Genomic DNA, 23813 nt, shown 5'->3' on the forward strand with positions numbered 1-23813 from the left:
ATCTCTGATGGAGCTCAAGCAAGCTCCGCGAGCGCGGCCCATCGATCGATGTCTTTCTCCAACTCTTGATTGAGCGACTGAAGCTCGGTGTAAGCCGCCTCAACCGCCAAGAAGTCGCTCGATGATCCCGCCAACACGCGTTCGAGCTCAGCTTTTCTCGCTTCGCTAAGCTCGATTCTCTTTTCCAATTCCTCAAACTCGCGCCGCTCCTTGTATGAGAGCTTGCGTGGCCCGGCGGATGCTCCGGCCGAGGGCCTCGTGACGCTCGCCTTTGCTTCGATAGTTTCAGCCGCGACTAGCTGGCGAGCCTCGAGAAAGGCGCTGTAGTTGCCGGGATGCTCCTTGATTCGTCCGTTTCCTTCGAAGCGAAAAATGCTCTCAACGGTACGATCGAGGAAATAGCGGTCATGGCTGACGACAACCAGGCATCCTGCGAAAGAGTCGAGATATTCTTCCAGACGCACGAGCGTCTGAATGTCGAGATCATTCGTCGGCTCGTCCAACATCAAAAGATTCGGAGCGCCCATCAACACTCTGAGCAGGTACAGACGACGCTGCTCGCCCCCCGACAGACGCGAGATCAGATCGTATTGCATCGCCGGCGGAAAGAGGAACTTCTCAAGCATCTGGCTCGCGGTGATCACCTGTCCATCGGCCGTCTCGATTCTTTCAGCGACTTCGCCTATGTAGTCAATCACTCGTTGTGAGCCGTTCAACTCGCGGTTCTCTTGATCGTAGTAGCCGATGACGAGCGTCTGCCCTCGATCAATGCGGCCCGCATCCGGCTCAATACGCCCAGCGATTATGTCGAGCAGAGTTGTCTTGCCGGAACCGCTCGGGCCAATGACGCCAATGCGGTCGTTACGCTTCAGGATGTAGCTGAACCCTTCGATCAGCCTCTTGTCATCATAGGATTTCGATATGCCGTCGAGTTCGAGGATCTTCTTGCCCATCCGGCTGAAACCTATGGAGATGTCCAGCTCGGGTTTGGTTGATCTGGCAGGTTGTTTCTGTAGTTCTTCGGCGCGTTGGACGCGGGCCTTTTGCTTTGTGGCGCGGGCCTTTGCGCCGCGCCTGAGCCATGCGAGCTCGCGCCGAAGCAACGCTTCCTGCTTCTCACCGGCGGCCGCGTCTTGAGCTTCCTGCTCCTCTTTCTTTTCGAGATAGTAAGCGTAGGCGCCGGCAAAACTCTGCACGCGGCCTCGATCTATTTCGAGTATGCGATTGGTGACACGATCGAGAAAGTAGCGGTCGTGAGTGACCAGAAGAAGCGCGCCCACATAACGGGCGAGATATGTCTCAAACCACGCAATCGTATCGGCGTCCAGGTGGTTAGTAGGCTCGTCCAGGATCAACAGGTCAGGGCGCGACACGAGCGCGTGAGCGAGCGCGACTCGCTTACGTTCGCCGCCAGAAAGCGAGCCCATCCGCGCCCCTGTATCGCGAATGCCTAGTTGACTCAGAACGGTCTGAGCGTTTGTTTCCAGGTTCCAGGCGCCTGCCGCTTCGAGTTGATGCGCCAGCGTTGCAACTCGATCGAGCATTCGTTCATCGCCCGGCCGCAGCGACAAATCGTGGCAGGCCATTTCGTAATCTCTCAGCAACCGCATTGCTTCGTCGCTGGCAGTAAAAACGGCATCAAGCACCGTCTGGTCCGGGTCGAATTCCGGGTTCTGCGGCAAGAAAGCGATGACGCGCTCATTGGCGATGATGGCGCGGCCTTTCTGGGGTTGTTCGTGTCCGGCGATTATTCGCAGAAGGGTAGATTTGCCTGAGCCGTTCAATCCTATGAGGCCGACTTTGTCGCTATCCTCGAGGCCGAACGTCACGCCTTCAAATAGACACCTGGGGCCGTAACTCATGCCGATGTCTTCGAGAGAGATGATAGTCATTGTGCTGAAGCTGGGTATTCCAGTGAAGCTCTCGTGTCGTGGGTTCGCTAGTGTCTTTCATCTGATGCGTCAAACACTTCCTGCACCCTGCCAACGTCTCCACTGACGAGCCGCACTTTAATCCCGTGCGTGTGAAACGAAGACTTGGTGAGGATGTCCTTGACTATGCCTCGCGTCAGTGTTGCCGTGCCTTGATCCTTTTTCAGAATAATATCCACCTCGGCTCCGGCGCGGACGTTCTTTCGGTGTTGACCATTCATAGGACCTCACGAATAACATCGCTCTGCATAATAAACCTAAACCTCCTGTCTTCTCGGCGAGTTTCTCTGCGAACCTCTGCGCCCCTGCGGTTAATCCCACTCGCTTCATTCTTCTTCCGCTATGCCCTTCTCAGCAAAGAATTCCCGGAAGAACTCTGCCGCCGGTTTGCCGGCGTTATTTTTCATGCTTTGGAGCCCGCGCTTTATTCCTTCGATGGTTTCCATTCTGTCTTTCGCTTCCAACAATTCTTGGTAGCTCTCGGCGTCTTGGACAACCAACTCGGCTTTTCCGTTTACGGTCAGCACGACAGGCGCTTTGGCCTTCTTCATTTGGCGCACCAGCTTCGCGGTGTCGCGCTTGAATGTGCTGAGGCTATGAATATCACGGGTAAGTTTCATAGGGTTGCTCCATTGCTAAATCTGCACTGAATTTGACAATGTCAGTTTTAGCATGTCCGGGCTGTTCCGTCACACGTCAAACAGTCGCAAGCAACCCCACCTCTTGGTTGCGAAGTTCTAAAAAACGCGATGTTGTTAGTTGTGTGACTTTGGAAATGAATTTTTGGTTGCAGATTCAGTGACTGTGTGATATACCATATTCCATCTTAGACAAGACGCACTTTCTATTCAGCTATTCTTAGGAGTTTGTTTCTCTCAGTACATGCATTCCGAACGCTGCGGAGGGCGAATTGTGCCCGAATCGGCCGCTCTGCGATATGCGAATCGGGGATCGGCTCTACCGGCGCAATGCTGGCGCCTAAGGTAAATCAAGGAGGTTACTGATGTCAGACGAGAATCCAACCTGGGACGATGATATCGAAGGCTTTTTCACCCAACTCGATATCGGGTGCATGAGGAATGTGGCCGGTTTCGACCCACCCCTGGACCTGAGTGACTACGAATCCGTCAAGAAAAACGCCACCCGGATCCACGGCGCGGTTAGCGCCGGGAGAATGCCAAAAGGGGACAGACCCTGGGCACCCGAGAAAGTCGCTGTGTTCAAGAAGTGGATCGACATAGGCGCCCCTAAGGAAGCTACTCCTTAGCGACAACGAAGTCTCAATGCAAGCGGCTTGGTGTGCGATTGGATCAAAAGGAGAAACCTCATGAGAAAGCTCATCAGTGTGATTGCCCTGATCATATTCGTGTGGGTCGTCGCGGCCCAGTCACGCTCGACAATTTACCTCTCGACCGCCACAGCACCCACCTCGCTGGCCGACGAATTAGAGCGGCTGTGCAAGTGCGATCGACAATTCGGTCCGCCTGCCCCGGTCCTCGATCCCAAAGTGCTGCCGGTTGACGTTAGCCTGAAGGACAACAAGACCTGTATTGAAGGTAGTTGCCAACCCTGCTTTGATTGTTACGGGTGGCAACTCTTTCTCACTTTGAACTGGCCTGCGAAGCCGTCGGGTGAACCCGACCCTGATGCTTACTTCGGCAGACCGGGTTTCCTGGGCAACGTAGGGTGGGAAACCTTCGCGAGTGTCTATGACATATTCGGAGGAGGACAACCACGGGCGTGGGCAGAACTCGGTAGCGGTCCCAGAACCGTAGAGGGCACATCAGCGGTCATCCACCAGAATTTGGTGGACTACCGGCAGGCGGATCACAATTGGTTGACCGATTGGGATCGAAATCTCGTTCGCTTCGAAATCCGGGTCAACAAGGACGAATTTGACTATATCGTTCAAAACCAATTGTATGATCAAGACGGCCTCTATAAGGCATTCACAACCCCGACGGGCGCCGGCGTAGATCTTCCATCCGGAAAAGCTGGAGGGATCGGCTCCATAGAAATCAAGGCGGCGTGGCGCATCGTTCCAAAAGATCGTGAAGAGTACTTTAGGAAGAACTACAAGATCGCGAACGTAAAAATCCCGCCCAGCCAGGATGATGTTCTTGTGGCACTGGTCGGACTGCACATCACTAAGAAGACTCCCAACTCGCCACAGTGGGTCTGGGCAACTTTCGAACACCAGGACAATGTCCCGGATGGTCCGCCTGATCCGTCGAAAAAATACAACTTCTTCAACCCGGCCGCGCCCAGCAACTACAAGCCAAACTACAACGACCCGCCGGCGCGAAGATCGGACCGCCGGGTGCCCGTGCAAGTCGTGCGCGCAAGCCCAATCGATTCTCGAGCGATTGAGATCAACAAGGCCGTCCATGCCCTGATATCCGCCAAGTATCCGGATTCAGTTTGGAGAAACTATAACTTGATCGACGTCCAGTGGCCGACCATGCCCGTCTTCAATCGGGACCCAAAATCCACCGCAGCCTTGCCTTCCGGAAAGCCGGCTCCCATTGTGGTCGCTAATATCACAATGGAGACATATATGCAGACCCAGAAGAGCGGAGGCGCCGCGGGAACGAGCCCGGGAGGCGCCGATCGTACGGATCCAGGAAATCTTCCGGCTACTGACCCCAACTACGGAAAATCCAGTTGCATCGGTTGCCATCGGTTATCGGCGATCACACCAACCTTTGTGGGGAAAAGAGGTTCCTGGAAGACCGACTACAGCATGATCTTTTTCAAGGCCAAACCCAAAATGATTACCCGCAAGACCACTGCAAGGAGATAACTTATGTCTAACGTACCACCGAGCGCGCTGGCTGGGCCGCCATTCTCAACAACCGTCAAGCCTTACTTCACCGAATGCTATAGGGACCACATGTCATTCATGCTGGACCTCTGGAGCCCCTCGGACGTTTGCTCCAACTACGACGGGATTAGAGACGCCGTCGTAAATGGCCGCATGCCGCCTCCAAAGGATCAGGGCTGTGAAGGTGAGTGGAACCCCGACCAGAGGAGCAAATTCTTGAGCGATTTTGACGCCTGGCACAAGGGCGGCTGCAATCCAGCCTGAAACAATTCGGTGACGGCAGCGCTCGCGGGATGTCCCCGCACCACGTATCAGTTCGAAAAAAAAAGACTGGTCACAAGGGCAGCTTCGCGCGGGAACTTATGCGCAGGGACTTTCTTGGCAATTGCTCGCCAGCCAGCATGTCCACGATGCGAGTCCCGCCGAAGCCGGTAACCATCGAGACTATCCCTTCCGGTTCGGCTATCACCTCTCCGATCACGCAAGCGGCTCGGCCCAGCGGGTTTTCTCTCATCCGCGCGACAAGCGACTCGGCGACGTCGCCGCGCTCGGGGTCTCGAAGGTAGAGGGAGTACAGACTTACTTGCCCTTCGCCAAGACGAAGTTCGGCTCAATATCCACCGGCACATTGCCAAGTTTGTCGAGCGCCTTCTGCATCTCCGGCCGGATCAAGCCTAACTTGTCGAGCATCGCCTTCGCTTTTTCGTATGATCCTTCCGCCTCGATCGTCATGATCTCGCTTGCCAGCTTGCGCACCGCGTCCTTGATCTTCGAAGTGTCGATGCTGTACGTCCCGGCAGCTTCATCTATCTTGATCCCGCCCTCGTCGAGCAAGTAGTTGAACTGGAGCGCCTGGCCTTTGCCGTGTGCTTCGGTTATTCCGAAACGCACCGATCGAAATGAGCTGGCCAAATAAGTCGTGTAAAGGTCGCGCTCCATGGAGCGCTCGACCGCGCCTTTGTCGATCAAGTATTGCAGAGCCCACAGACCGGTGATGTCCGCCTTCGCCTCTTCGATCGCCGAGTACAGTTCCTTCAATTCTTTTCGAACGCTGGTGTCGCGCCCTCCGACCTTGATGTTGTGAGGTCCGAGCCCGTGCATGAGCTCGTGCGCGAGTATGTGGGTGAAGAACGCATCAAACGAAATCTGAGATTGCTGCAACGGGTCCATTACCACTCTTGAGATGGGAACCAGCGCCTGATTGAACTTGGCTTGCTGGACGTTCTTGAGCATCACCCGTTTCGAGCCTTTTTCCTTGACGACCTTTTCATCGTTAGGAAGGTTGAACGCCGCGGTCTGTACACCGCGATTGCCATCGCCCGAGCAGAACACGTTATCGACAACCCGAATCGGAGAAGCGGCGCCGAGTTTTGGATTGCGATAACGCGGATCGATCGGCAAGTTGTTCTCGAGGTCTTGAAGGTGGCCGCTGAACTTGACCAGCTTCGCAGACTCGGCTTCGTCCCTCAGAGTGATGAACGCTTCGAACGCTGCCTTGTATCCGAACAACTCGTCTTCGTAGGTTTCGTAAGGCCCGATCGTCACGTCAATCGGAGCATCCAGGTCCATCCAGGCGACGTCGCTTGCGTAGTAGTCGTCGGACGCGAACGCCTCCGCGCGCTTTGTAAGAAAGTTCTTGAGCGTCTGGTTGCCGGTCAGGTCCGCCGCTTCTCTCAGGAGCTTCGCCGCCGGTTCGAGGAACTCGCGATACTCTTCGTGATAAGGAACAATCTTGAGCTTGCCGTCCGCTCCTCGCCTGATAACGGTGAAAAACCCGGTGGCCCGGTTCTTATCCTCCTCCGAGAGACCGTGCACCCAACCGTTGAATTCGTCCTTCGACATATCGTCGGGATAGAACCCACCATGCGACGGCTTTTCGTGCGGAGCGCCATCGATAAACGGCTCGTTCTTGTCCAGGCGCGACCACGGCCCTTTGTTGATCATGAAATGGTGCAAGCGCTCGCGACCTTCAGGGCTCGTGTCCGCCTCGAGTTTCTTGAGCAGCGCTTCATTTCCGCTCCAGACCTGGCGGAGGAAGATTGGATCGAGCAGCTTTGCCGCCTGGATGAGCTTATCGAGAGCCTTGCGATCGTTCTCCGAAAGATGTGACGTATCGGCCGATAGATCAGTCGGAGCAAACCGGCGGATCTTGGCAGTCAGAGAGTCGGCGGGCCCTTTTGATTCAGACACCTTCGGCTCCTCCTTCTGAGAGGTGCAGGCAACAAGCACAACGCCGATCGCCATCGCCAGCGAACAGGTCTTGATAGATGACTTCATGGTTCACCATCCGGGAGATTAATTGCTGCGGTTGAAGCACCCCGTCCGAAGCGTCTTCGTTCTAATGCCCATCGGCTTCGTTTGTCAACACGAAGAGAGTTGCCATCAGCGCGGCACAGGAGGCGTTTCGGTTGGAATCTCGTCATCGTCCAATCCCGTCTTCATGACCGTGTCTGCGTAACCCAAAGACACGTAACCCAAAGAAGGCTCGACTTTTGGGGACCAGTCTGTTAGCCTCACTGTGGAGTTCAGCAGATCGAACGCTGCTGTTTTTGTTATTAGCTTTTAGGAGCCTCCCGCTGACTGTTTGGAGAGTGTTTGACTCTGCTTTCTCATCCTCTTTCCCGCAAAGCCTCGGAAGTTCCTCATAACCAGTTCTAGGAGAACTATGAGTAAAAAAATCTACGTCGGAAATCTGTCGTATCAAACGACGGAAGCCGACCTCACCACCCTGTTTGAACAGGTTGGTCAGGTTGATTCAGTTAATGTTATTACGGACCGGGACACCGGACGCTCGAAGGGCTTTGCTTTTGTCGAGATGAGCAATGAGGATGCTGATAAGGCGATCACCCAGCTCAATGGAACAGAGGTGAATGGCCGCACTCTGACAGTCAATGAAGCGCGGCCGCGCGAGGAGCGCTCAGGCAATCGCGGCGGCTACGGCGGAGGACGCAGCAGTGGCGGCGGCGGTGGCCGAGGTGGCTACGGCGGCGGCGGCGGCGGCGGCCGCTACTAAGGCCGGCCCGTACGCAGAGTGAAGAACGATGGATGGGATCATCGAAAGTGTATCCTGTCCATCTCCTTCAGTCATCGAGCTGCGGAGACGATTGCACGGAACCAGCGAGATAGAACGCTCCAATCAATCTGCCCCCTTCAGCAAACACATTTTCAAGAACCACTGCTTCCATAGAATGCAACAACAAACTTTGGAGCAGTGCACCGAAAGAGAGATTCATGAGTTTAAACAGTTTTAGCGAGCTGGGCCTGTGTGCTCCGCTTGCAGATGCACTTGAGAAACAAGGCATCACCGATCCAACAGAGATTCAAACGAAGACGATACCGCACGCGCTTGCGGGACGAAACATAATGGCTTCGGCGGAGACGGGTTCAGGCAAGACGTTGGCCTTTCTTCTCCCCATCATTCAGCGGCTGAGCGGTCCCGGCCCGACGCGCGCTCTTGTACTCGCTCCAACCCGGGAGCTAGCTCTGCAGACTGAAGCAAACGCGAAAAGCTACGGCCGCACGGCCGGGCTTCGCACGGTGGCGGTTGTGGGCGGCGAGAGCTTGCCCAGACAGATCAGGGCGCTTCGAACCGGCGTTGACATCCTGGTTGCAACGCCCGGCCGGTTGAACGATTTGATCGAGCGAGGCACGGTGCCGCTCAAGGCGGTTGAGGTGCTCGTGCTCGACGAGGCGGATCGAATGCTCGACATGGGCTTTCTGCCGCAGGTCAGGCGAATCATCAAGCATCTTCCCACAAAGCGTCAGACTATGTTATTGACGGCGACGCTTTCTCGAGATGTAGAACGGCTAGCCCAGGAATTGCTGGCGAACCACGTTAGAGTTGAAGCATCCAGAGTGGCGCAGACCGTTGCGACACTCACTCAGAAAGCCTTCGCAGTGCTCTCGCACGCTAAGACTCCAATGCTGCTTGCATTGCTCAGAGAGCACTCTGGGGAAAGCTTTCTGGTCTTCACACAGACCAGACGGTGCGCCGACAGAGTGGCGCGAATACTTACGGCCAACAAGCACGACGTCGTCACGCTACATTCTGATCGCAGCCAGGCGCAGCGCAATAAGGCGTTGGACAGCTTTCGTTCCGGACGCGTGCGGGTCCTGGTAGCCACGGATGTTGCCGCCCGCGGTATTGACGTGGATGATATCTCATTTGTTATAAACTATGAGGTGCCCGCGACCGCTGACGATTACATCCATCGCGTCGGGCGAACAGCTCGCGCGGGCCGGAACGGCGCGGCTCTAACACTGGTAAGCCCGGAAGAGGAATCGACGCTGGCATCCATTGAGCGGATCGCGGGGATCAGGCTGGAGCGCTCGAGGCTGATGGGGTTTACCGATGGCAGGTCCGAGGAGCAGGTAAGATTGACGAGTGAGATTGGCCGGCTCCGCTCGTCTTCAACGCGCTCCTTCAGGGCGAATCGCGCATCGCGCTAGATAGTCTCGCTTATCCGCCGGCCATCGTCTAGCAATCGTCAACGGCGAGTCGTTGGCGCGAAGAATAAACACGATGTGACCCGGGTTCGCAACCCGGGCCACGCGATGGAAAGAGGTGACATCATTCCAAAAGAAGACATGATTCCGGTTGATGGAACTGTAGTCGAGTGCATGGGAAACACCACCTTTAAAGTGAAGATAGCCGAGGGGCACGAGGTGTTGGCCCACCTCTCCGGTAAGATGCGCAAGCACTACATCCGGGTCCTGGCGGGTGACAGGGTGACCGTTGAGTTGTCGCCTTACGACCTGACCAAGGGGCGCGTGACCTTTCGTCATCGAAGCTAGACTACAAGGTTGGTTATCGCGCCTTAGCTTGACCACAGCCTCCACTGTGTATACTCTAGATACATCTGCAATGGTGTAGAAAGCCATCCGGTCTAGTGGTAGCCGGTATGACTCCACGGAATGCCACTTAGTGGAGTCTTCGATGCAAGCGCCGGTCAATCACCTCGATGACAATTTACGAACTCTCGCCGCCATATGCCTTGGTTCGGTCTTCGCAACTTTGCCGTCGGTTTTGACTTTCTACTGATAAGAGGTAGCCCAGGATCTCGCTTAGCGCGAAAGGGCGGCAGACGCATGATGACCAACCTGGTTGATATGGAAGTTGCCAAAGGCCGGCTCGCGTCTGGTGAACGGCCCTACGCGTTTGAGATAAGCGATCACGTCACATTGGTTGGGCCTGCTTGCGGATTCGGAGCTGATTATCTACGTCATCTTCGTACCGAAGGGCGATACGCAGAGAGTTTCGAAGAAGCGACTCAAATAGCCGATGCGAGAGGCGCGACCATCATAGGGATCTGGTTTGTGAAGAGCTAGCTGCTTACAAGCGCCATGCGGAAACGGGTGAGCGCTGGCAGCGTTAAGTTTGTCCAACAGCGTATCGAAAGACGGGATAGACAAGTGAGATCAACGAAATTAGTAGATGAGCAGCCCTGGGCCCGACCCTGGTGGCAATATTCAGAGGGAAACGGTCCCGTTCTGTTTTATATCGCTGCTGTTCACGTGCTTGCGGTGGTGGGTTTGCTCTTATTCCCCTTGCCTGGTTGGCGCGTGCTGGCAGTGGCTCTCGCAGTCGCTTCAATCGGGGGCGTTGGAACATCCGTGTGTTATCACCGCAGCCTTGCTCACCGCTCTTTGCGGCTGAATCGCGTCGTAGAGAATGTGCTCGTATTCTTCACGATCTTCAACGCATCGGGTGAGCCTATGTCTTGGGTGGCCAATCATCGCCATCATCACGCGAAAGCGGATACTGTCGAAGATGTCTCGAGCCCTCGCCACGGAGGCTTCTGGTGGGCGCATATCAAATGGGTTTATCAATGGTCGGGCTCGGAAGTCAGCCGCTGGTGCCCTGATTTGAATCAGCCCAGATACAAGGTGTGGAAGAAGCTCCAAACGCCGATCATTGCGCTTTCAGTATTCTCGGGGCTAGTTTGGGGATGGGAAGCGTTTTTCTGGATTGGCGCGATCCGGTTGGTCTATGCGCTGCACTTTCAAATGTTCGTCAACAGCTTACTTCACATGACGCCCGGGCTGCCTGAGGGCGTGGATTCCAGTCGAAACATCTGGTGGCTCGGTCCGTTGCAGTTTGGGGCGTGGGGCGAGAACTGGCATAAGAATCATCACTCTGATGCAAACGCGGCAAGGTTCGGGCGCAGATGGTGGCAGATTGATTTCGGATGGTATGTGATCTCGGGACTCAAGGCGCTCAGGCTTGCGAGCGACGTCCGGCCAACAAGAGACAGCCTTAAGAGAGAGACCAGTCCGGGCAAAATGACACCCGCGGATGCTGCGGCTTTGAGCAATCAGTAAGCATTGGAAACAGAAATGAGTACGCTCGATCAAAAACTCCTTCAGACCATTTTGGTGAAGATAGACAGTAATCTGAGCCAGGGGATTCTACCCGTGCACAACGGTCACTTAAAGGACCTCTCTGCTGAAGCGGATGTGCTCGAGTACCTGCTCTTTATGAAGAAAGAGGGATTGATCAGCGGCGACTTAGTGACCAAGGGCACCAACAGCACGCCTTTTAGGATGACCAATATCAGGCTGACATACTTAGGTATCAGGGTGCTCAGATCGTAGCTCGAGATCGACGATCGTTGTAATGAAAGGAAAGTATTTTTGATGGCGATAAATACCACCTCAAAGGGAGACGACGCTCGTCTTTCAGGCCGCTCTCATAAAACACGGGGCGGCGAGAAACAAGCGCTGGTAGCGCGTGTTGAAATTGCCGAGGCTTCTCGATGTGAGAGAGACGCAGGCGATCAAGTAAACCGTTTCCTGCTTTGCACGCTGGTCAGCGAATCTTCAAAACGAATAAAGGCCAGCGCGGAGAGAGCCGGCGAATCAATGCCGTTGGCGACGATTGTCAGGGGCGTTCTGCGGGCTTATCGCGTGGCGGCCGCGGATAAGGACGGGCCGTTGTCGGGGTCGGAGCTGGATATTGACGGACTCAAGAGGCTGAACGAAAAAGTTCTCAAGGGTGAGATCGCGCGGCACACGCGCGAGAGGGTTAAGAATAGCGAAGCGAGGCTTGCCCGGGCGGAGCGACTCGGTGATGACTCTAGGATCAAGGCCGAAAAGAGCGAGCTTGAGCTTGCGATCGAAGTGCGTCACCGGCTTGCCGAAGTTTATCGTTGAACTGTTTCGATGTTATTCGCAAAGCATAGTTGCTTTTTCCAATCTGGAGGGAATATGAAAATGAAGATGGGCGACGTACTCGCCTACAAGGATTCGGAGGTTTCAGTGCGCTACGGCACCGGAGTCGTCACTGCCATAACGACCGATGAGTATTCCATTCTTTGGTCAGGGCGCGGCTTGACCAAATACAGGCGCGCGATTCTCGATGACAAATTGGAAGAGATCTTTCAGCGGGTGGACAAACAAGCGGGACTTCCGAAGCAGCGCCACCTTCATCTCGGCACATCCAAGGTCGGAGTGCCCTTCAATGAGAACTACGATCGCGCGAGAGTTGAATTGCTGTGTGAGCAGCTGAAATTGTCAGGAGCGCGCAAGGCGAAAGACGTGGCGGATGGCCTGGCCGCGGAGTTGTTCACCAAGAAGCTTGCGCTGCGCGGCGCGGCCAAGAACGTATTACTGCAGCTTGCCGAGCTATGCAACACTCGCAGCTCCGCCAGCGATGAAGCTCAAAACATAAGCAGAGAGCTGTTCTTCGGTTATGTGCTTCAGAAGTCGGATTTCGTAGTAGCCGAAGTCGAGAAATGAATAGCGGGTAGACGCGTCCCTACGATTCGTTGATCGTAAGAGCGTCCGGCTCCGTAGCGGGAACATTCAACTTGGTATTTCCTTCTCGCGCGGCAATCAGCTTGACCTTCTTCAGCTCGGTTCCCTTGATTCCGAAAAAAGTCGCCATTTGGATGATCTGGCTGGGGCTCACGAAATCGTTTGGGTCGGAGCAGAACTTCCCTATGCCGGGGTCGAACTCGCGGCAACCCATTCGCTTGGGTATGTTCAGGCCGAATGTGCATTCGCCGCTTGTCGTGTACTGCAAACAGAACTCACAGATTATCATCTTTCGCCCCCGTTTCAGCGCATCAGGATCCCGAACACAATCGCGATAACAACAACGATTACCAAGGGTATCAAAACCTTGGTGGTTCTTGCCAGGATGCCGATCCAAAGATCGCTGCCGCCATTCACGATTCTACTACCGCTTCTCGATCGGCGGGAGTATTTGGTGGAACGGGGTTGAAACTCGAAATCACCAGACGCTCCCCGTCGATTCCGCAGTAGTTGTCCTCTTCAGGATATTCTCGCTTGCAAACCGGGCATACCTTTTCAGTCGCCTTTGTGTCTGTTGCCATGCATTGCTCCTTGTGACGTACCGGCTCAATTCTACAGATGGACTTTCACGCACAAGCGTGAGTCTCGTAGGAACGTGAGTAGCAAAGATCTTACATCGACTGGTGAGCTGTTTACCTCAGGTGGTCTGGGGGATTCCAGAGAAGCTGAGAAGGGAGTTAGCTATGCTCGGTTCTTCAAAACCATATCCTAGGGGTATGGGTTTGTCAACGGAAGTCACCTTTTGGCCTGTCGCGTTTGACAATGTTCAGAGCTTTGCTATAGGCTGAAAGCCCGTGAAGGGAGAAGCAGTAGCAATCATCCCTGCGCGGTACTCCTCGACTAGATTGCCGGGTAAACCCCTCCTCCTCTTGGCAGGAATGCCGATGATAATGCACGTCGTTGAGAGAGCGTCACGAGCCCGGTTGGTTTCGCGGGTGATCGTCGCGACCGACGACGAGCGAATTCTGGCGGCAGTTCGAGCCCATGGCGGCGAAGCGCAAATGACTTCGCCGGCACTCACATCGGGCACTGATCGTGTCGCCGAAGTTGCGGCGGAACTTGATTCGGAGTTCATCGTCAACGTGCAGGGAGATGAACCGCTTATCGACCCCTCAACCATCGACGCTGCTATTGAGCCGCTAATCCACGATTCGCAGATTCAGATCAGCACTACTTCCGAGCCTGTTGAAACAGTCGAAGATGTGTTCAGCACGAGCGTCGTGAAAGTCGTCACCGATTCGCGGGGGTTCGCATTGTACTTCTCGCGCTCCCCAATTCCTTACCTTAGACTCGGGGCCGGGGTCACGCTCGAGGAATCGTTGCGCGCCAATTCAAACTTGCTATCTAACTATCGTAAGCACTCGGGACTGTACGCCTATCGCGCCGAATTCCTGCAGCAATTCGCTCGAATGGAGCCCTCGCCGCTTGAACGACTTGAAGCGCTCGAGCAGCTTCGCGCACTGGACAACGGAGTCGATATTCGAGTTGTACCGGTCGAGCATCGGTCGATAGGTGTCGACACTCAGCAGGACTACGAACGAGTAAAACGGTTGATTGAGGAGAATCCATCATGACCAAGTTCATTTTTGTCACCGGCGGAGTGGTTTCGAGCCTTGGCAAAGGACTGGCCGCTGCTTCGATCGGGTGCTTGCTTGAAGCGCGCGGTCTGAAAGTTACTCTTCAGAAACTCGACCCCTATATCAACGTCGATCCGGGAACGATGTCGCCTTTCCAGCACGGCGAAGTCTTCGTCACCGACGACGGAGCCGAAACAGATCTCGATCTGGGCCACTACGAACGATTCACTCACGCCGAGCTTTCTCAAGCCAACAACTGGACGACCGGACGTATTTATCTTTCGGTCATAAACAAAGAGCGGCGAGGTGACTACCTCGGGAAGACGATTCAGGTTATTCCGCACGTCACCAACGAGATCAAGGACGCGATACGTTCTGTAGTCGATTCAACCGACGTTGTGATAGTGGAAGTCGGTGGCACCGTAGGCGACATCGAGTCGCTGCCGTTTCTTGAGAGTATCCGGCAACTCGGCAACGAAGTCGGCCGTGAGAATGCTCTGTTCATTCACTTGACGCTGGTCCCGTTCATCGCCGCTTCGGGGGAGCTGAAATCAAAGCCAACTCAGCACTCAGTGAAGGAGCTTCGCGAGATTGGTATTCAACCGGACATTCTGCTGTGCCGCTGCGACCGCCCGCTGCCGAAGGATATGAAGGAGAAGATCGCGCTGTTCTGCAACGTGCGCGAGGAAGAGGTCATCACCGCGCAAGACGTGCCGACGATCTACGAAGTGCCGCTGATGTTTGCGCGCCAGGGCCTCGACGACATGATCGTGAAGAAGCTCGGTCTTCAGGCCGCGGAGCGTGATCTGCGCCGGTGGTCGGAGCTTGTCGAAACAATCAAGAAACCCGATGCGACCGTGAGTATCGGCATAGTCGGCAAGTACGTCGAGCTTGAAGACTCGTACAAGAGCTTGCACGAAGCGCTCGTTCACGGCGGCATCGCCAATCGACTGGGTGTACAGATTCGGTGGATCGAATCCGAAGACCTGATGGACGATCCGAACTGGGAAGAGCGGTTGCGCGATTTCGACGCTATCCTTGTTCCCGGCGGATTTGGCAGAAGAGGCATCTCAGGCATGCTGCGCGCGATCAACTATGCGCGGCGTGAGCAGACGCCTTATTTCGGCATATGCCTGGGAATGCAGTGCGCGACAATCGAGTTTGCGCGCAACGTGTGCGGGCTTGAAGGCGCCGATTCGACCGAGTTTGACGACGACGGGCCCCATCCGGTGATCTTCAAGCTGCGCGATCTGATCGGAGTCGAGGTGATGGGAGGGACGATGAGACTCGGAGCGTATCCCTGCAATCTTCAACCGGGCTCGCTGGCCGAGAGAATCTACAAAGCGAGTGAGATAAGCGAGCGCCATCGCCATCGCTACGAATTCAACCCTCGCTACGAAGACGAGCTCGGTGGCAACGGGCTGGTTTTCTCTGGCAAATCACCCGATGGAAAGTTTATCGAGATAATCGAGATCCCGGATCACCCCTGGTTCCTGGGCTGCCAGTTTCATCCCGAGTTCAAATCGAAGCCGCTGAATCCTCATCCGCTCTTTGTGTCGTTCGTTCGCGCTGCGTATGAACATCGCGTGCGCGATGAAGCTACCGGAGACCGCGCTGGAACCGGCGCGCCGCGTGAAGAGCACGAATGGAAGATCGGCGCGTCGAGTGACTAGCCGCGCGGCCACGATTTGACCGCGCCATCTCACAGTTACGCGTTGAACCGCCGGTTCATTTCATTCCGCTTGACTTGATTCCGGCCAATACATAAGATACCGCCTCTCGATGGGAGCGAGATCGGTCAGCCCTGATGGTCCGCCTGTCGCGGCCTCATTTTGAACCTCACTCAACTGGTCGCCGATGGCTCAACGGTGCATTCACGAGCGGTAACACGGCAACCAAACAACTTGGAGGAACCCATGAAAAGAACAGCTTGGAGAGTACTAAGTCTAGCTCTGTGCCTAGCGATGACGGCGTTGATAGCCGTTGCCCAGAACACAACAGCGGCAATGGCCGCGCCCAAGAAACCCGCGGCTCAGAAGGCTAAACCGATGGCGGACGCACAGCCGCAGCAGTGGTCATCGATTACTGTGGTTCGCGTCAAACCGGATATGGTTACCGAGTGGCAGGACCTGCAAAAGAAGGTCGTCAATCCCGCGCTCAAGAAAGCCGGAGTGAAAGAACGAAGCGTCTTTGAGACTGCGGTGTTCGGCGAGTCGTACGAGTACGTGGTGATAACTCCGATCACAAGCTTCGCCCAGTACGATGAGCCAATGTCGCCGTTGCGAAAAACTCTCGGCGAGGATGCTTTTCGGGACTACCAGGCCAAGGCGCGTCGTTGCATCGTTAGCTCACACACTTTTGGCGACCTGGCTCGGCTTGATTTGAGCTACATGGGCAAGATGATGACGATGACCGGGCCCCCTAAACTTGCGGTGGTGAACTCGCTCAGTATTGTCCCAGGCCGCGCGGCGGCGTTCGAGAACCTCGTGAAAAGCGATGTTCTGCCGGTGATGAAAAAGGCAGACGTGATCGGCTACTTCATCAGCCAGACCATGTTTGGCGGCGATGGTTACGGCTATACCTCGGTGGTCTTCTACGACTCTTTCGCGGAGATCGGCAAGGGATCGCCTTTCCTGCGGGTGCTCGGCCCGGCGGGAGCTGCAAGCTTTTTCGCAAAGTTTGCCGGAGTAGTAGCGCATCAGGAGAGAGCGGTCGTGCGCTTCAATCAGGACCTTAGCTTCTCCGCTGCGCAATGATGGTTGTGCTCACGGAATAGCAGTAATGCCGGGCGCTCATCGTTCGAGCGCCCGGCAGCGCTCCGCCGACCGTACCCCATCAGCAAATCACTCTACTCGATTACCCTCGGTTTGATATACTCCTTTGCTGTAATGACCACCTGTTCCAAGTGCAACCAGGCCTCAAATGTTTTGAGGATCTTGAAGTGCGTGTTGTGCTTTAAGCCGGTGTGCGAGAAGTGCGCGATCAGACGCTATGCTCAGAGGTTCTGCTCGCAAGATTGCGCGAGGTCATTCTTGCTCGACGAGAATGGAGACATAGGAGAGGAATCCTAAGGCCTGGTCGGCAGGAGCTCGAAACCATGAACTTGATCGAACGACCGCGAAGGCTGCGCCGCACTGAAACGTTACGCGCGCTCGTGCGCGAAACCAGATTGTCCCCGGACGACTTAGTCTATCCGCTGTTTGTCTGCGAAGGCGAAGGTGTGCGCCGCGAGATCGGTTCGATGCCCGGCGTGTTCAACTTTTCGATCGATGAGCTGGTCAAGGAAGTCGAAGGTGCGCGCGGCGTCGGCGTGCGATCGGTGATCCTTTTCGGCGTGCCAGATGAAAAGGACGCCGTTGGCAGCCAGGCCTACGCTGAGGACGGCGTCGTGCAGCGCGCGATTCGAGCGGTGAAGCGCGAAGTAAAGGGCACGCTGGTAATCGCCGATAATTGTTTGTGCGAGTACACCGATCACGGCCACTGCGGAATGATCGAAGGCGGCGAGGTGCTTAACGATCCGACTCTTGATGTGCTCGCCCGCACTGCGGTCGCGCAAGCGGAAGCCGGCGCCGACATTATCGCGCCCTCGAATATGATGGACGGGTTCGTTGCCGCGATTCGCGAAGCACTTGATGACCGGGGCTTCGAGCACATCCCGATAATGTCTTATGCGGTGAAGTATGCTTCGGGCTTCTACGGTCCGTTTCGGGAAGCGGCGCAATCGGCTCCTCAGTTTGGCGACCGGCGAGGCTATCAGATGGACCCGGCGAACGCGCGCGAGGCGCTGCGCGAGGCCGAGCTGGATTTTGAGCAGGGCGCCGATATCCTGATGGTGAAACCCGCGCTTCCCTATCTCGATATCATTCGCGCTGTTCGAGAGCGGTTCGATCTTCCCGTCGCCGCCTATCAAGTGTCCGGCGAATACGCGATGATCAAGGCCGCGGCGAGGCTGGGTTGGATAGAGGAGGAACGCGTTGCGTTGGAGTCGCTTACTTCGATCAAGCGCGCCGGTGCGGGCATCATTCTCACCTACTACGCGCGTGAGCTCGCCCAGCGGCTTGGCTAATCAGTTCGCAGGCCAACCCGCCGAATGATGAATCCTGAATACAATAATCTGATGGCGTGCTACAGTTCTGGTCGCGTAAGCTACCGTGCCGTATAATCGTCCCAGCCATGGCTTTGATTCACAAGGAGCGACCAATGACGCCAACGATGACAATAGACGAAGTCGTGCGGGACATTCACGCCCTCGAAGCCGACCTGGAAAACTACGAGCGCAAGTACGGCATCCTTTCCGAGACGTTTTATGAAGCCTACCATTCGGGCGAAGAACCAGCGGATGATGCGTGGATGTTGGATTGGAGTGATTGGGCTGGAGCGTATGAAATCCGGGAGCGCCGTCGCCAGGAGTATCAGGAGTTGATTCTGAATCTGACTGCGCAGACCTCACTCTCAGAAGTCCTGAAACGAGTCGCACGCCGTGAACCACTTGAAACTCGCTAAATGAGCACGAAAAACGGCTCACCCCGGCTCACCCCGGCCGGCACGAAAAAGGGCCTGCTTTCAGAGCAGGCCCTTTCCCGGTCTAACGAACTCCGTACTCCGGTCTATTGCCAAACTCGCTGTTGCACGATTGGCTGCGAATCCGTTTCGTCCGCAGCGGCCAGCAACAACTGCTCCCCGGAACGGAACACCTTGAATAGGGTGATGCCGCACGGCGGTTTGGTTATGCGAATGACGCGAGTGGCGCCGTTCGGCAAGAACACTCCGAGCTCCACGCCGTTGATCGTTCCTTTGCTCAGGTACTTCCGTCCTGCCTTCTTGATCTTGGGAGACTTCGAGAACGTGAAAAAGGTGGTTCCCGATGCATCAGACGAGACCTCGACCACGGTAGTGTCTGAGAACACAACCTCACTGCCCACTGCCGGTGGCGTTGTCAGCAGGAATAGCCGAAAGTCATCTTGGATGAACATGCTGCTGGTGTCTATAGTTGGCCCTACGTCTGAAATCACGAAGTTCGCCGCACTTATTATCGATGTTCTCTGATTAGACAGAGTGGTGGTGACAACGGCGACTCGCGCTGTTGACGTGCAGATGGACGGAACAGTCCAGGGGAAGCTCCGCGCCGCCGAAACGAGCGCGGGCTGAGATGGATCGCCGCCGGGGGCTATCTTTATCGGGAAGGTCAGCCCGCTGTCAGTCGACAGGTTGAGATCAAAACCTTTGACCAGAGCCGCGACCGCCGGATCGATCGTCCACGTGATTGTAAACTGCTGTCCGAACCTCAGGCTCTCGCCGCCGTTGGGGCTCACAAGGGTGGCGATCACACCAACGTCGGTGATGGTGAAATTCGCATTGCTGGCATCCTGGGCCGTCAAGTCCCCATTGTCGGTAACGATCACTCGAATGCGGCCCTGTGTGGTGCTGAAGCCGACCGGCACCTTCCATGTAAACATGCGGGCGGTACCGGCCAGGGTCGCCGGTATCGTGAAGTTGAAGTTAGCGCCCCCGTCGGTGGAGAGCCTAAGCTCGAACTTCTGGATCGTGGCGTCGCCATTCGGATCGGAAGCGGTCCACTTGATATCAAAGTCCTGGCCCACCTGTAAGATCTCACCTCCGTTTGGCGCCGTGAGGGTGACGCTCGGGGGCTGATTGGTTGGAGGCGGCGCCGACGTTGAAGGCAGGATGTAGACGATACCGGCTTGCGTGCGAGTGCCCGCGGCGGTCACCGCGTTGGCGAATGGAGCGCCAATGATCAATTCTCCGCCCTGATTGTTGTTTATGTCAGCCGTGCCTATTGCCCATCCTAGTTCGTCGCCGATGGTGATGCTGGCGATGCCACTGCCGTTTGAGTTGGTCTGAAAGGTCGCCCCGTCGAGGCTGGTCTCGATCTTTACCGTCGTTCCAGCGGGTGTAGTCTGGACCCACGATATCGAGGACGTCGATGCGGTTGTTGCGGCAGGGAAGGTGAAGGTGCTGAGGCGCGTCCCGGTCAGAAAATGCCGATCGGTAGGATTGACGATAGTAGCGCCTCCGGTCAACGTGCCGTCGTTATTATTCGCGGTCAGATCATCTGTGTTGCCGGCATTGAAGTTCCAGTTAGCCGCAAGACCCGTTTCGGTGCCCGCCAGCTCGTTTTTGAAATTGTCTAGAATCTGCTGAGCGGTACGCGCAACGTTCCAGACGCGAAGGTCATCGACGTTTGCTTGCAGAAAGCTGGTGCCGGGCGAGTCCTTTCCGATCAGTATCGGATCCGTCTGATCGACTGCGCCCGTCGGGAACGTCACATTCTGAGTGACGTCCAAAGTCCCGTTCTTAAAGAACTGAACCCGATTCTGCGCGCGATCGAACACCACGGCCCAGTGCTGCCAGGTATCAACCGGTACGACGCTTGTGCTCTGCACTGTTGGTTCATCAACAAGCCCGGTAGCACCATCGCCGAAATGGGCGGCGACCTTGAAGGAACTGCCCGATGCTAACGCGACCGCCCAGCCCTTATCCGTAGCGCTGCTCACGGCCGGGCGCGAGCCAATAACTTGCGGAAAGGTCCCGGTGCCCGCGCCGGTCCTCTTGATCCAAAACTCCACCGTCCAGCTTCCAGCCCCGGGCTTAAGAGATGCGCTGTTCGTCACCGTCATGAAGCCGGTCGTGCCGTCCAGCGCGAGCGCCGGGCTGGTCGCAAGCTCTAAATCGCCCAGCGCGGTTGTGTCGCCCGTTATGGGCGTGCTGGCGGCGATCACTTTCGTTAGCGTCCCAATATTAAACTGGGCCTGGGTATCATCGTTCACAACCGGGGGATTGCCGTTAATGCTCACCAGTAGCTGTTGAAGAAAAGGCGTCACGGCTTGATCACCGGTGGTGAGAGTTTGTCTTATGCTCAATTGCTTGCTCGACAGATCATTGTTTACGCCCGACTGTCCGAATATCCGCAGATTGTCCTGCGAGAGGGACAAGTCGCGCACCGGCACCAGCAGCAAGTTCGAACCCCCGAATACGATCGAGACGATCCCACCTCTGTTGTTTGCGCCGGGCGCTCCCACGATCAAGTCGGGAGTGTTATCAGTGTTGTCCGTAGTGTTGTAGCTGCCCGCCGCGACGATCGAGCCGAATCGGTCGCCTGCTTGATTTCCGAACACAGTGACGGTTGCGCTACCGCTTAAAAGGTCGAATCTCTTCTCGGAGCCGACAGCCGGATTCAATGCCGCGCCTCCCTGTAAGACATAAGCCTCGCCGGCGCTCGCACGGGCATCGGCTGGTCCATCCGCGTCCGGCGCGCCCATCAACAAGTCGGGTGTGCCGTCGCCGGTCACGTCGCCCGTTGCCACCGAGACTCCGAGGTGGTCCGCGTCATCGCTGCCGTAAACGGAGACGTTCTGTTGGGTAGCATTGATATCGAATGACTTTGATGTGCCCACCGCCGGAGTCAGGTTGGTGCCGCCAAATATTGCGAACACCGCGCCGGTATCGGTAGCTACAGGAACAAGCGCAACGGCGGTCCTATCGGCAAGCGGCGCTCCCGCTATTATGTCGGCGATTCCACCGCCGTTTATGTCAGCTATCGCGACAGAAGCGCCCAGTGCGTCTCCAGTTTTTCCGAACACAATGACATTGGCCGGTGTGGCTACAAGGTCGATCACCGTTGTTGCGCCGCCGATCGGATTAAGCTGTGATCCTCCGTATTGCGCATAGGCGGCCCCGGCGCCTGGCCGGGAGCTTCCGTCTGGGCCGTTGTTACCCGGAGCGCCCACTAGAATGTCTTTGACGGCTTGCTGGGCAGGAGTTTGAGCGGTGAGGCCACCCACGTTACCCACTGCTACCGACGCGCCAAACTGGTCGCCCGTGTTCACCCCGAAAAGCGCCACGTTCGCGGCATTCGCAGTGGCCAGATCGATTGTGTGAGGGTTGCTCAAAGCAGCGGAGCCGAAGATCACGAACACGGCTCCAGTGTCATTGCGCGCCGGCGGAGGTGGCGCCACTGCGCCTGGGAAATCGGCTCCTGGGGCTCCGATCGAGATGTCATCAATACCGTCACCGTTAACATCGCCAATCGCCAGAGAGAAGCCGAGCTTGTCGCCTGTCTTTGCGCCCAGAATCGTAATCTCGGCTTGACCGGCATTAGTATCGATTGTCCCCGATAGCCCCGACTTTCCGAGAACGATGTAAGCGATTCCCGCGCTGGTGCGAGTTTGCGGTGGGCCTACCGCCGGGTTAACCGTGAAGGTTGCATCGGGCGCGCCGGTCACCACATCAGGAATACCGTCTCCGTTAACGTCCCCCGTGGCTATCGCGTGCGCGCGCATGTTGGTGAGGTTAACGCCAAAGTTTCCCGCCGTGCCGTTGCCGCTGAGATGTTGGTTTGTAGTTGCGCCGAGAATTGTTGCGTTCGCTTCGGTCGCGACATTTATGAACCGGAGCGCTTCTGCTTGTTGGAACCCGGCGCTGGTTGAAAGAAGTAAGGTAGACGGGATGATCGCGGTAAGAGATGCCACCGCCAGGACGTTCGCTAGCGTTCTTATCTTTTTGTAAAACTTCATTTGATCTCTGCCTCCTCTAGGTAAGTCTAGTCGGTTCGTTTTGCCAACCTTCATTCATTGGAAACTGAGAAACTGGCTAAGCGCGCCGTTCACGGTCAGCTCGCTTTCCTGAGCGCTTGGATTGTCCACTGCCGAGCGAGTTGAGCCTGGGAGGAAGAGGCTCCTCACAACCAACTTCAAGAAGTCTATCACCCGGCGCTGGTGCGGGGCAATCGTGGTGTCCGACGACCGAATTGACACTGCCGAGACTCGTGATTAACAAGATCCTTTCGTCAGATCCCGCGGGGAGCATGGATCTGAGACATGGACAATCACGCCTCCCCCAACCTTTGACTCGAGGTGACAATACAAAGACGAATTACTGCAACTCATATGCCCGACAGCGAGGAAAGGGTTTCATCCTCTATTCGGAAAAAAGCGCTTGGTCGATCCCTGATTGAGCCTCGATCAGGGTGCCTCCATGTATACTAAGTTCGCCAATTAAGTATCCAGCCGACATTCACTACCCATTTGCGATCGATTATTCCAGGTGCTCATTTTCCTTTCAGCTCCCGAGTTGCCGACAAGACAAGACACGCCGATCTAGTGGGCTGGCTCTAGGTTAATCGTACGATTGTATACCAAATAGCAACATTGACTACGCTCTTCTGATTGTCCGCAGCAAGGTATCGTGCGATACTCTCGATCCGCTAGCGGCTTCCGTGCGAGTCCTTACAGTCCCTTGGAGAAAGGCGGCTGAGGCTTATTGCCGCAGAAGCAATTCATCATTGTTGCAGAGTTGATTCATAAAGGAGCCCAAGTGTGCGGGGCTCTGTCCTGCTTGCCCTGGCGTTGGCTTCGCCATCGGGCCGACTGACTAGCCAGCGTTTGAGTCCAGAGAATGAAGTTCGTCAACTGCGTGACAGAATCAAGTGGCGCTCGCTTAGGCGCGCGCACAATAAAGGAACGGATTTCTGTAAAGGAGAGAGGATGTCAGGAAAGAAAACCAGCCAGCAAAAGCGCTCAGGTTTGCTGACCCGGCGCAGGCCCCAAGTCGTCATTGCTGTTGCCTTCGTGCTGAGCTTGATCGCAGCCTTAACTATGCTGGCTAACTCCGGCGCGTTCGATTCTGCGCTCAGGCAAAAGGAGAAGA

24 protein-coding genes are annotated in these 23813 nt (G+C 55.9%); 16 read left to right on the plus strand and 8 right to left on the minus strand.

Annotated elements, in window-relative coordinates:
- Positions 1-14 precede the first annotated feature (14 nt).
- The 3 genes from AABO57_24685 to AABO57_24695 form a co-directional block, all read right to left on the minus strand.
- Complete coding sequence (locus AABO57_24685; protein MEK6288928.1) at positions 15-1892, minus strand: ABC-F family ATP-binding cassette domain-containing protein; 1878 nt, start codon at positions 1890-1892, stop codon at positions 15-17.
- Between the two features lie 47 nt (positions 1893-1939).
- On the minus strand, positions 1940-2152 hold the full coding sequence (locus AABO57_24690) for a YwbE family protein (GenBank protein ID MEK6288929.1): 213 nt from the start codon (positions 2150-2152) through the stop codon (positions 1940-1942).
- Between the two features lie 105 nt (positions 2153-2257).
- Positions 2258-2551, minus strand: coding sequence for a type II toxin-antitoxin system Phd/YefM family antitoxin (locus AABO57_24695; GenBank protein ID MEK6288930.1), 294 nt, complete (start codon positions 2549-2551; stop codon positions 2258-2260).
- Between the two features lie 383 nt (positions 2552-2934).
- Between AABO57_24695 and AABO57_24700 the strand changes: the two genes are divergently transcribed.
- The 3 genes from AABO57_24700 to AABO57_24710 are packed head-to-tail and all read left to right on the plus strand — an operon-like array spanning position 2935 to position 5019.
- A complete protein-coding gene (locus tag AABO57_24700; protein ID MEK6288931.1) occupies positions 2935-3198 on the plus strand; it encodes a hypothetical protein in 264 nt (87 codons plus the stop codon).
- Positions 3199-3258: 60 nt separating this feature from the next.
- On the plus strand, positions 3259-4734 hold the full coding sequence (locus tag AABO57_24705; GenBank protein ID MEK6288932.1) for a hypothetical protein: 1476 nt from the start codon (positions 3259-3261) through the stop codon (positions 4732-4734).
- Between the two features lie 3 nt (positions 4735-4737).
- Positions 4738-5019 (plus strand): hypothetical protein, encoded by a 282-nt coding sequence (locus AABO57_24710; protein MEK6288933.1) that lies wholly within the window; start codon positions 4738-4740, stop codon positions 5017-5019.
- A gap of 70 nt (positions 5020-5089) precedes the next feature.
- Here the strand turns inward: AABO57_24710 and AABO57_24715 are convergent, their stop codons facing one another.
- Together AABO57_24715 and AABO57_24720 are read right to left on the minus strand one after the other, a co-directional pair.
- On the minus strand, positions 5090-5269 hold the full coding sequence (locus AABO57_24715; GenBank protein ID MEK6288934.1) for a hypothetical protein: 180 nt from the start codon (positions 5267-5269) through the stop codon (positions 5090-5092).
- A 65-nt stretch (positions 5270-5334) separates the two neighbouring features.
- On the minus strand, positions 5335-7032 hold the full coding sequence (locus tag AABO57_24720) for a hypothetical protein (protein ID MEK6288935.1): 1698 nt from the start codon (positions 7030-7032) through the stop codon (positions 5335-5337).
- A gap of 388 nt (positions 7033-7420) precedes the next feature.
- Between AABO57_24720 and AABO57_24725 the strand changes: the two genes are divergently transcribed.
- From AABO57_24725 to AABO57_24760, 8 genes are all read left to right on the plus strand, one after another.
- Entirely contained in the window at positions 7421-7768 is a 348-nt protein-coding gene (locus AABO57_24725) for an RNA-binding protein (GenBank protein MEK6288936.1), read from the plus strand.
- Between the two features lie 218 nt (positions 7769-7986).
- A complete protein-coding gene (locus AABO57_24730; protein ID MEK6288937.1) occupies positions 7987-9204 on the plus strand; it encodes a DEAD/DEAH box helicase in 1218 nt (405 codons plus the stop codon).
- A gap of 123 nt (positions 9205-9327) precedes the next feature.
- A complete protein-coding gene (gene infA, locus AABO57_24735) occupies positions 9328-9549 on the plus strand; it encodes a translation initiation factor IF-1 (protein ID MEK6288938.1) in 222 nt (73 codons plus the stop codon).
- Between the two features lie 294 nt (positions 9550-9843).
- Positions 9844-10083 carry a hypothetical protein gene (locus AABO57_24740; GenBank protein MEK6288939.1) on the plus strand — a complete coding sequence of 80 codons (240 nt, stop codon included), beginning with the start codon at positions 9844-9846 and terminating at the stop codon, positions 10081-10083.
- Positions 10084-10167: 84 nt separating this feature from the next.
- A complete protein-coding gene (locus tag AABO57_24745) occupies positions 10168-11076 on the plus strand; it encodes an acyl-CoA desaturase (GenBank protein ID MEK6288940.1) in 909 nt (302 codons plus the stop codon).
- Between the two features lie 15 nt (positions 11077-11091).
- Entirely contained in the window at positions 11092-11349 is a 258-nt protein-coding gene (locus tag AABO57_24750) for a hypothetical protein (GenBank protein MEK6288941.1), read from the plus strand.
- A gap of 42 nt (positions 11350-11391) precedes the next feature.
- Complete coding sequence (locus tag AABO57_24755; GenBank protein ID MEK6288942.1) at positions 11392-11907, plus strand: hypothetical protein; 516 nt, start codon at positions 11392-11394, stop codon at positions 11905-11907.
- 54 nt (positions 11908-11961) lie between these two features.
- A complete protein-coding gene (locus AABO57_24760) occupies positions 11962-12492 on the plus strand; it encodes a hypothetical protein (protein ID MEK6288943.1) in 531 nt (176 codons plus the stop codon).
- Positions 12493-12511: 19 nt separating this feature from the next.
- On the opposite strand, the gene AABO57_24765 is transcribed toward AABO57_24760, so the two are convergent.
- Both AABO57_24765 and AABO57_24770 read right to left on the minus strand, forming a co-directional pair.
- Positions 12512-12799 carry a hypothetical protein gene (locus AABO57_24765; GenBank protein MEK6288944.1) on the minus strand — a complete coding sequence of 96 codons (288 nt, stop codon included), beginning with the start codon at positions 12797-12799 and terminating at the stop codon, positions 12512-12514.
- A gap of 124 nt (positions 12800-12923) precedes the next feature.
- Entirely contained in the window at positions 12924-13091 is a 168-nt protein-coding gene (locus AABO57_24770) for a hypothetical protein (protein MEK6288945.1), read from the minus strand.
- Between the two features lie 273 nt (positions 13092-13364).
- On the opposite strand from AABO57_24770, the gene kdsB reads away from it, so the two are divergent.
- The 5 genes from kdsB to AABO57_24795 all read left to right on the plus strand — a co-directional run bounded on the left by kdsB (position 13365) and on the right by AABO57_24795 (position 18650).
- A complete protein-coding gene (gene kdsB / locus AABO57_24775; protein ID MEK6288946.1) occupies positions 13365-14144 on the plus strand; it encodes a 3-deoxy-manno-octulosonate cytidylyltransferase in 780 nt (259 codons plus the stop codon).
- On the plus strand, positions 14141-15820 hold the full coding sequence (locus AABO57_24780) for a CTP synthase (GenBank protein ID MEK6288947.1): 1680 nt from the start codon (positions 14141-14143) through the stop codon (positions 15818-15820). The genes kdsB and AABO57_24780 overlap by 4 nt, the downstream gene beginning before the upstream one ends.
- 243 nt (positions 15821-16063) lie before the next feature.
- Positions 16064-16903: a hypothetical protein gene (locus AABO57_24785; GenBank protein MEK6288948.1), complete on the plus strand. Its 840-nt coding sequence runs from the start codon at positions 16064-16066 to the stop codon at positions 16901-16903.
- 341 nt (positions 16904-17244) lie between these two features.
- The gene (hemB, locus tag AABO57_24790) at positions 17245-18213 is read left to right on the plus strand and encodes a porphobilinogen synthase (protein ID MEK6288949.1); all 969 of its coding nucleotides are present in this window, start codon (positions 17245-17247) and stop codon (positions 18211-18213) included.
- A 134-nt stretch (positions 18214-18347) separates the two neighbouring features.
- Positions 18348-18650: a hypothetical protein gene (locus AABO57_24795; protein MEK6288950.1), complete on the plus strand. Its 303-nt coding sequence runs from the start codon at positions 18348-18350 to the stop codon at positions 18648-18650.
- Positions 18651-18754: 104 nt separating this feature from the next.
- Here the strand turns inward: AABO57_24795 and AABO57_24800 are convergent, their stop codons facing one another.
- Entirely contained in the window at positions 18755-22681 is a 3927-nt protein-coding gene (locus tag AABO57_24800) for a LamG-like jellyroll fold domain-containing protein (GenBank protein ID MEK6288951.1), read from the minus strand.
- Between the last annotated feature and the right edge of the window lie 1132 nt (positions 22682-23813).

Source organism: Acidobacteriota bacterium, from assembly GCA_038040445.1.
GTDB lineage: Bacteria > Acidobacteriota > Blastocatellia > UBA7656 > UBA7656 > Onstottus_A > Onstottus_A frigus.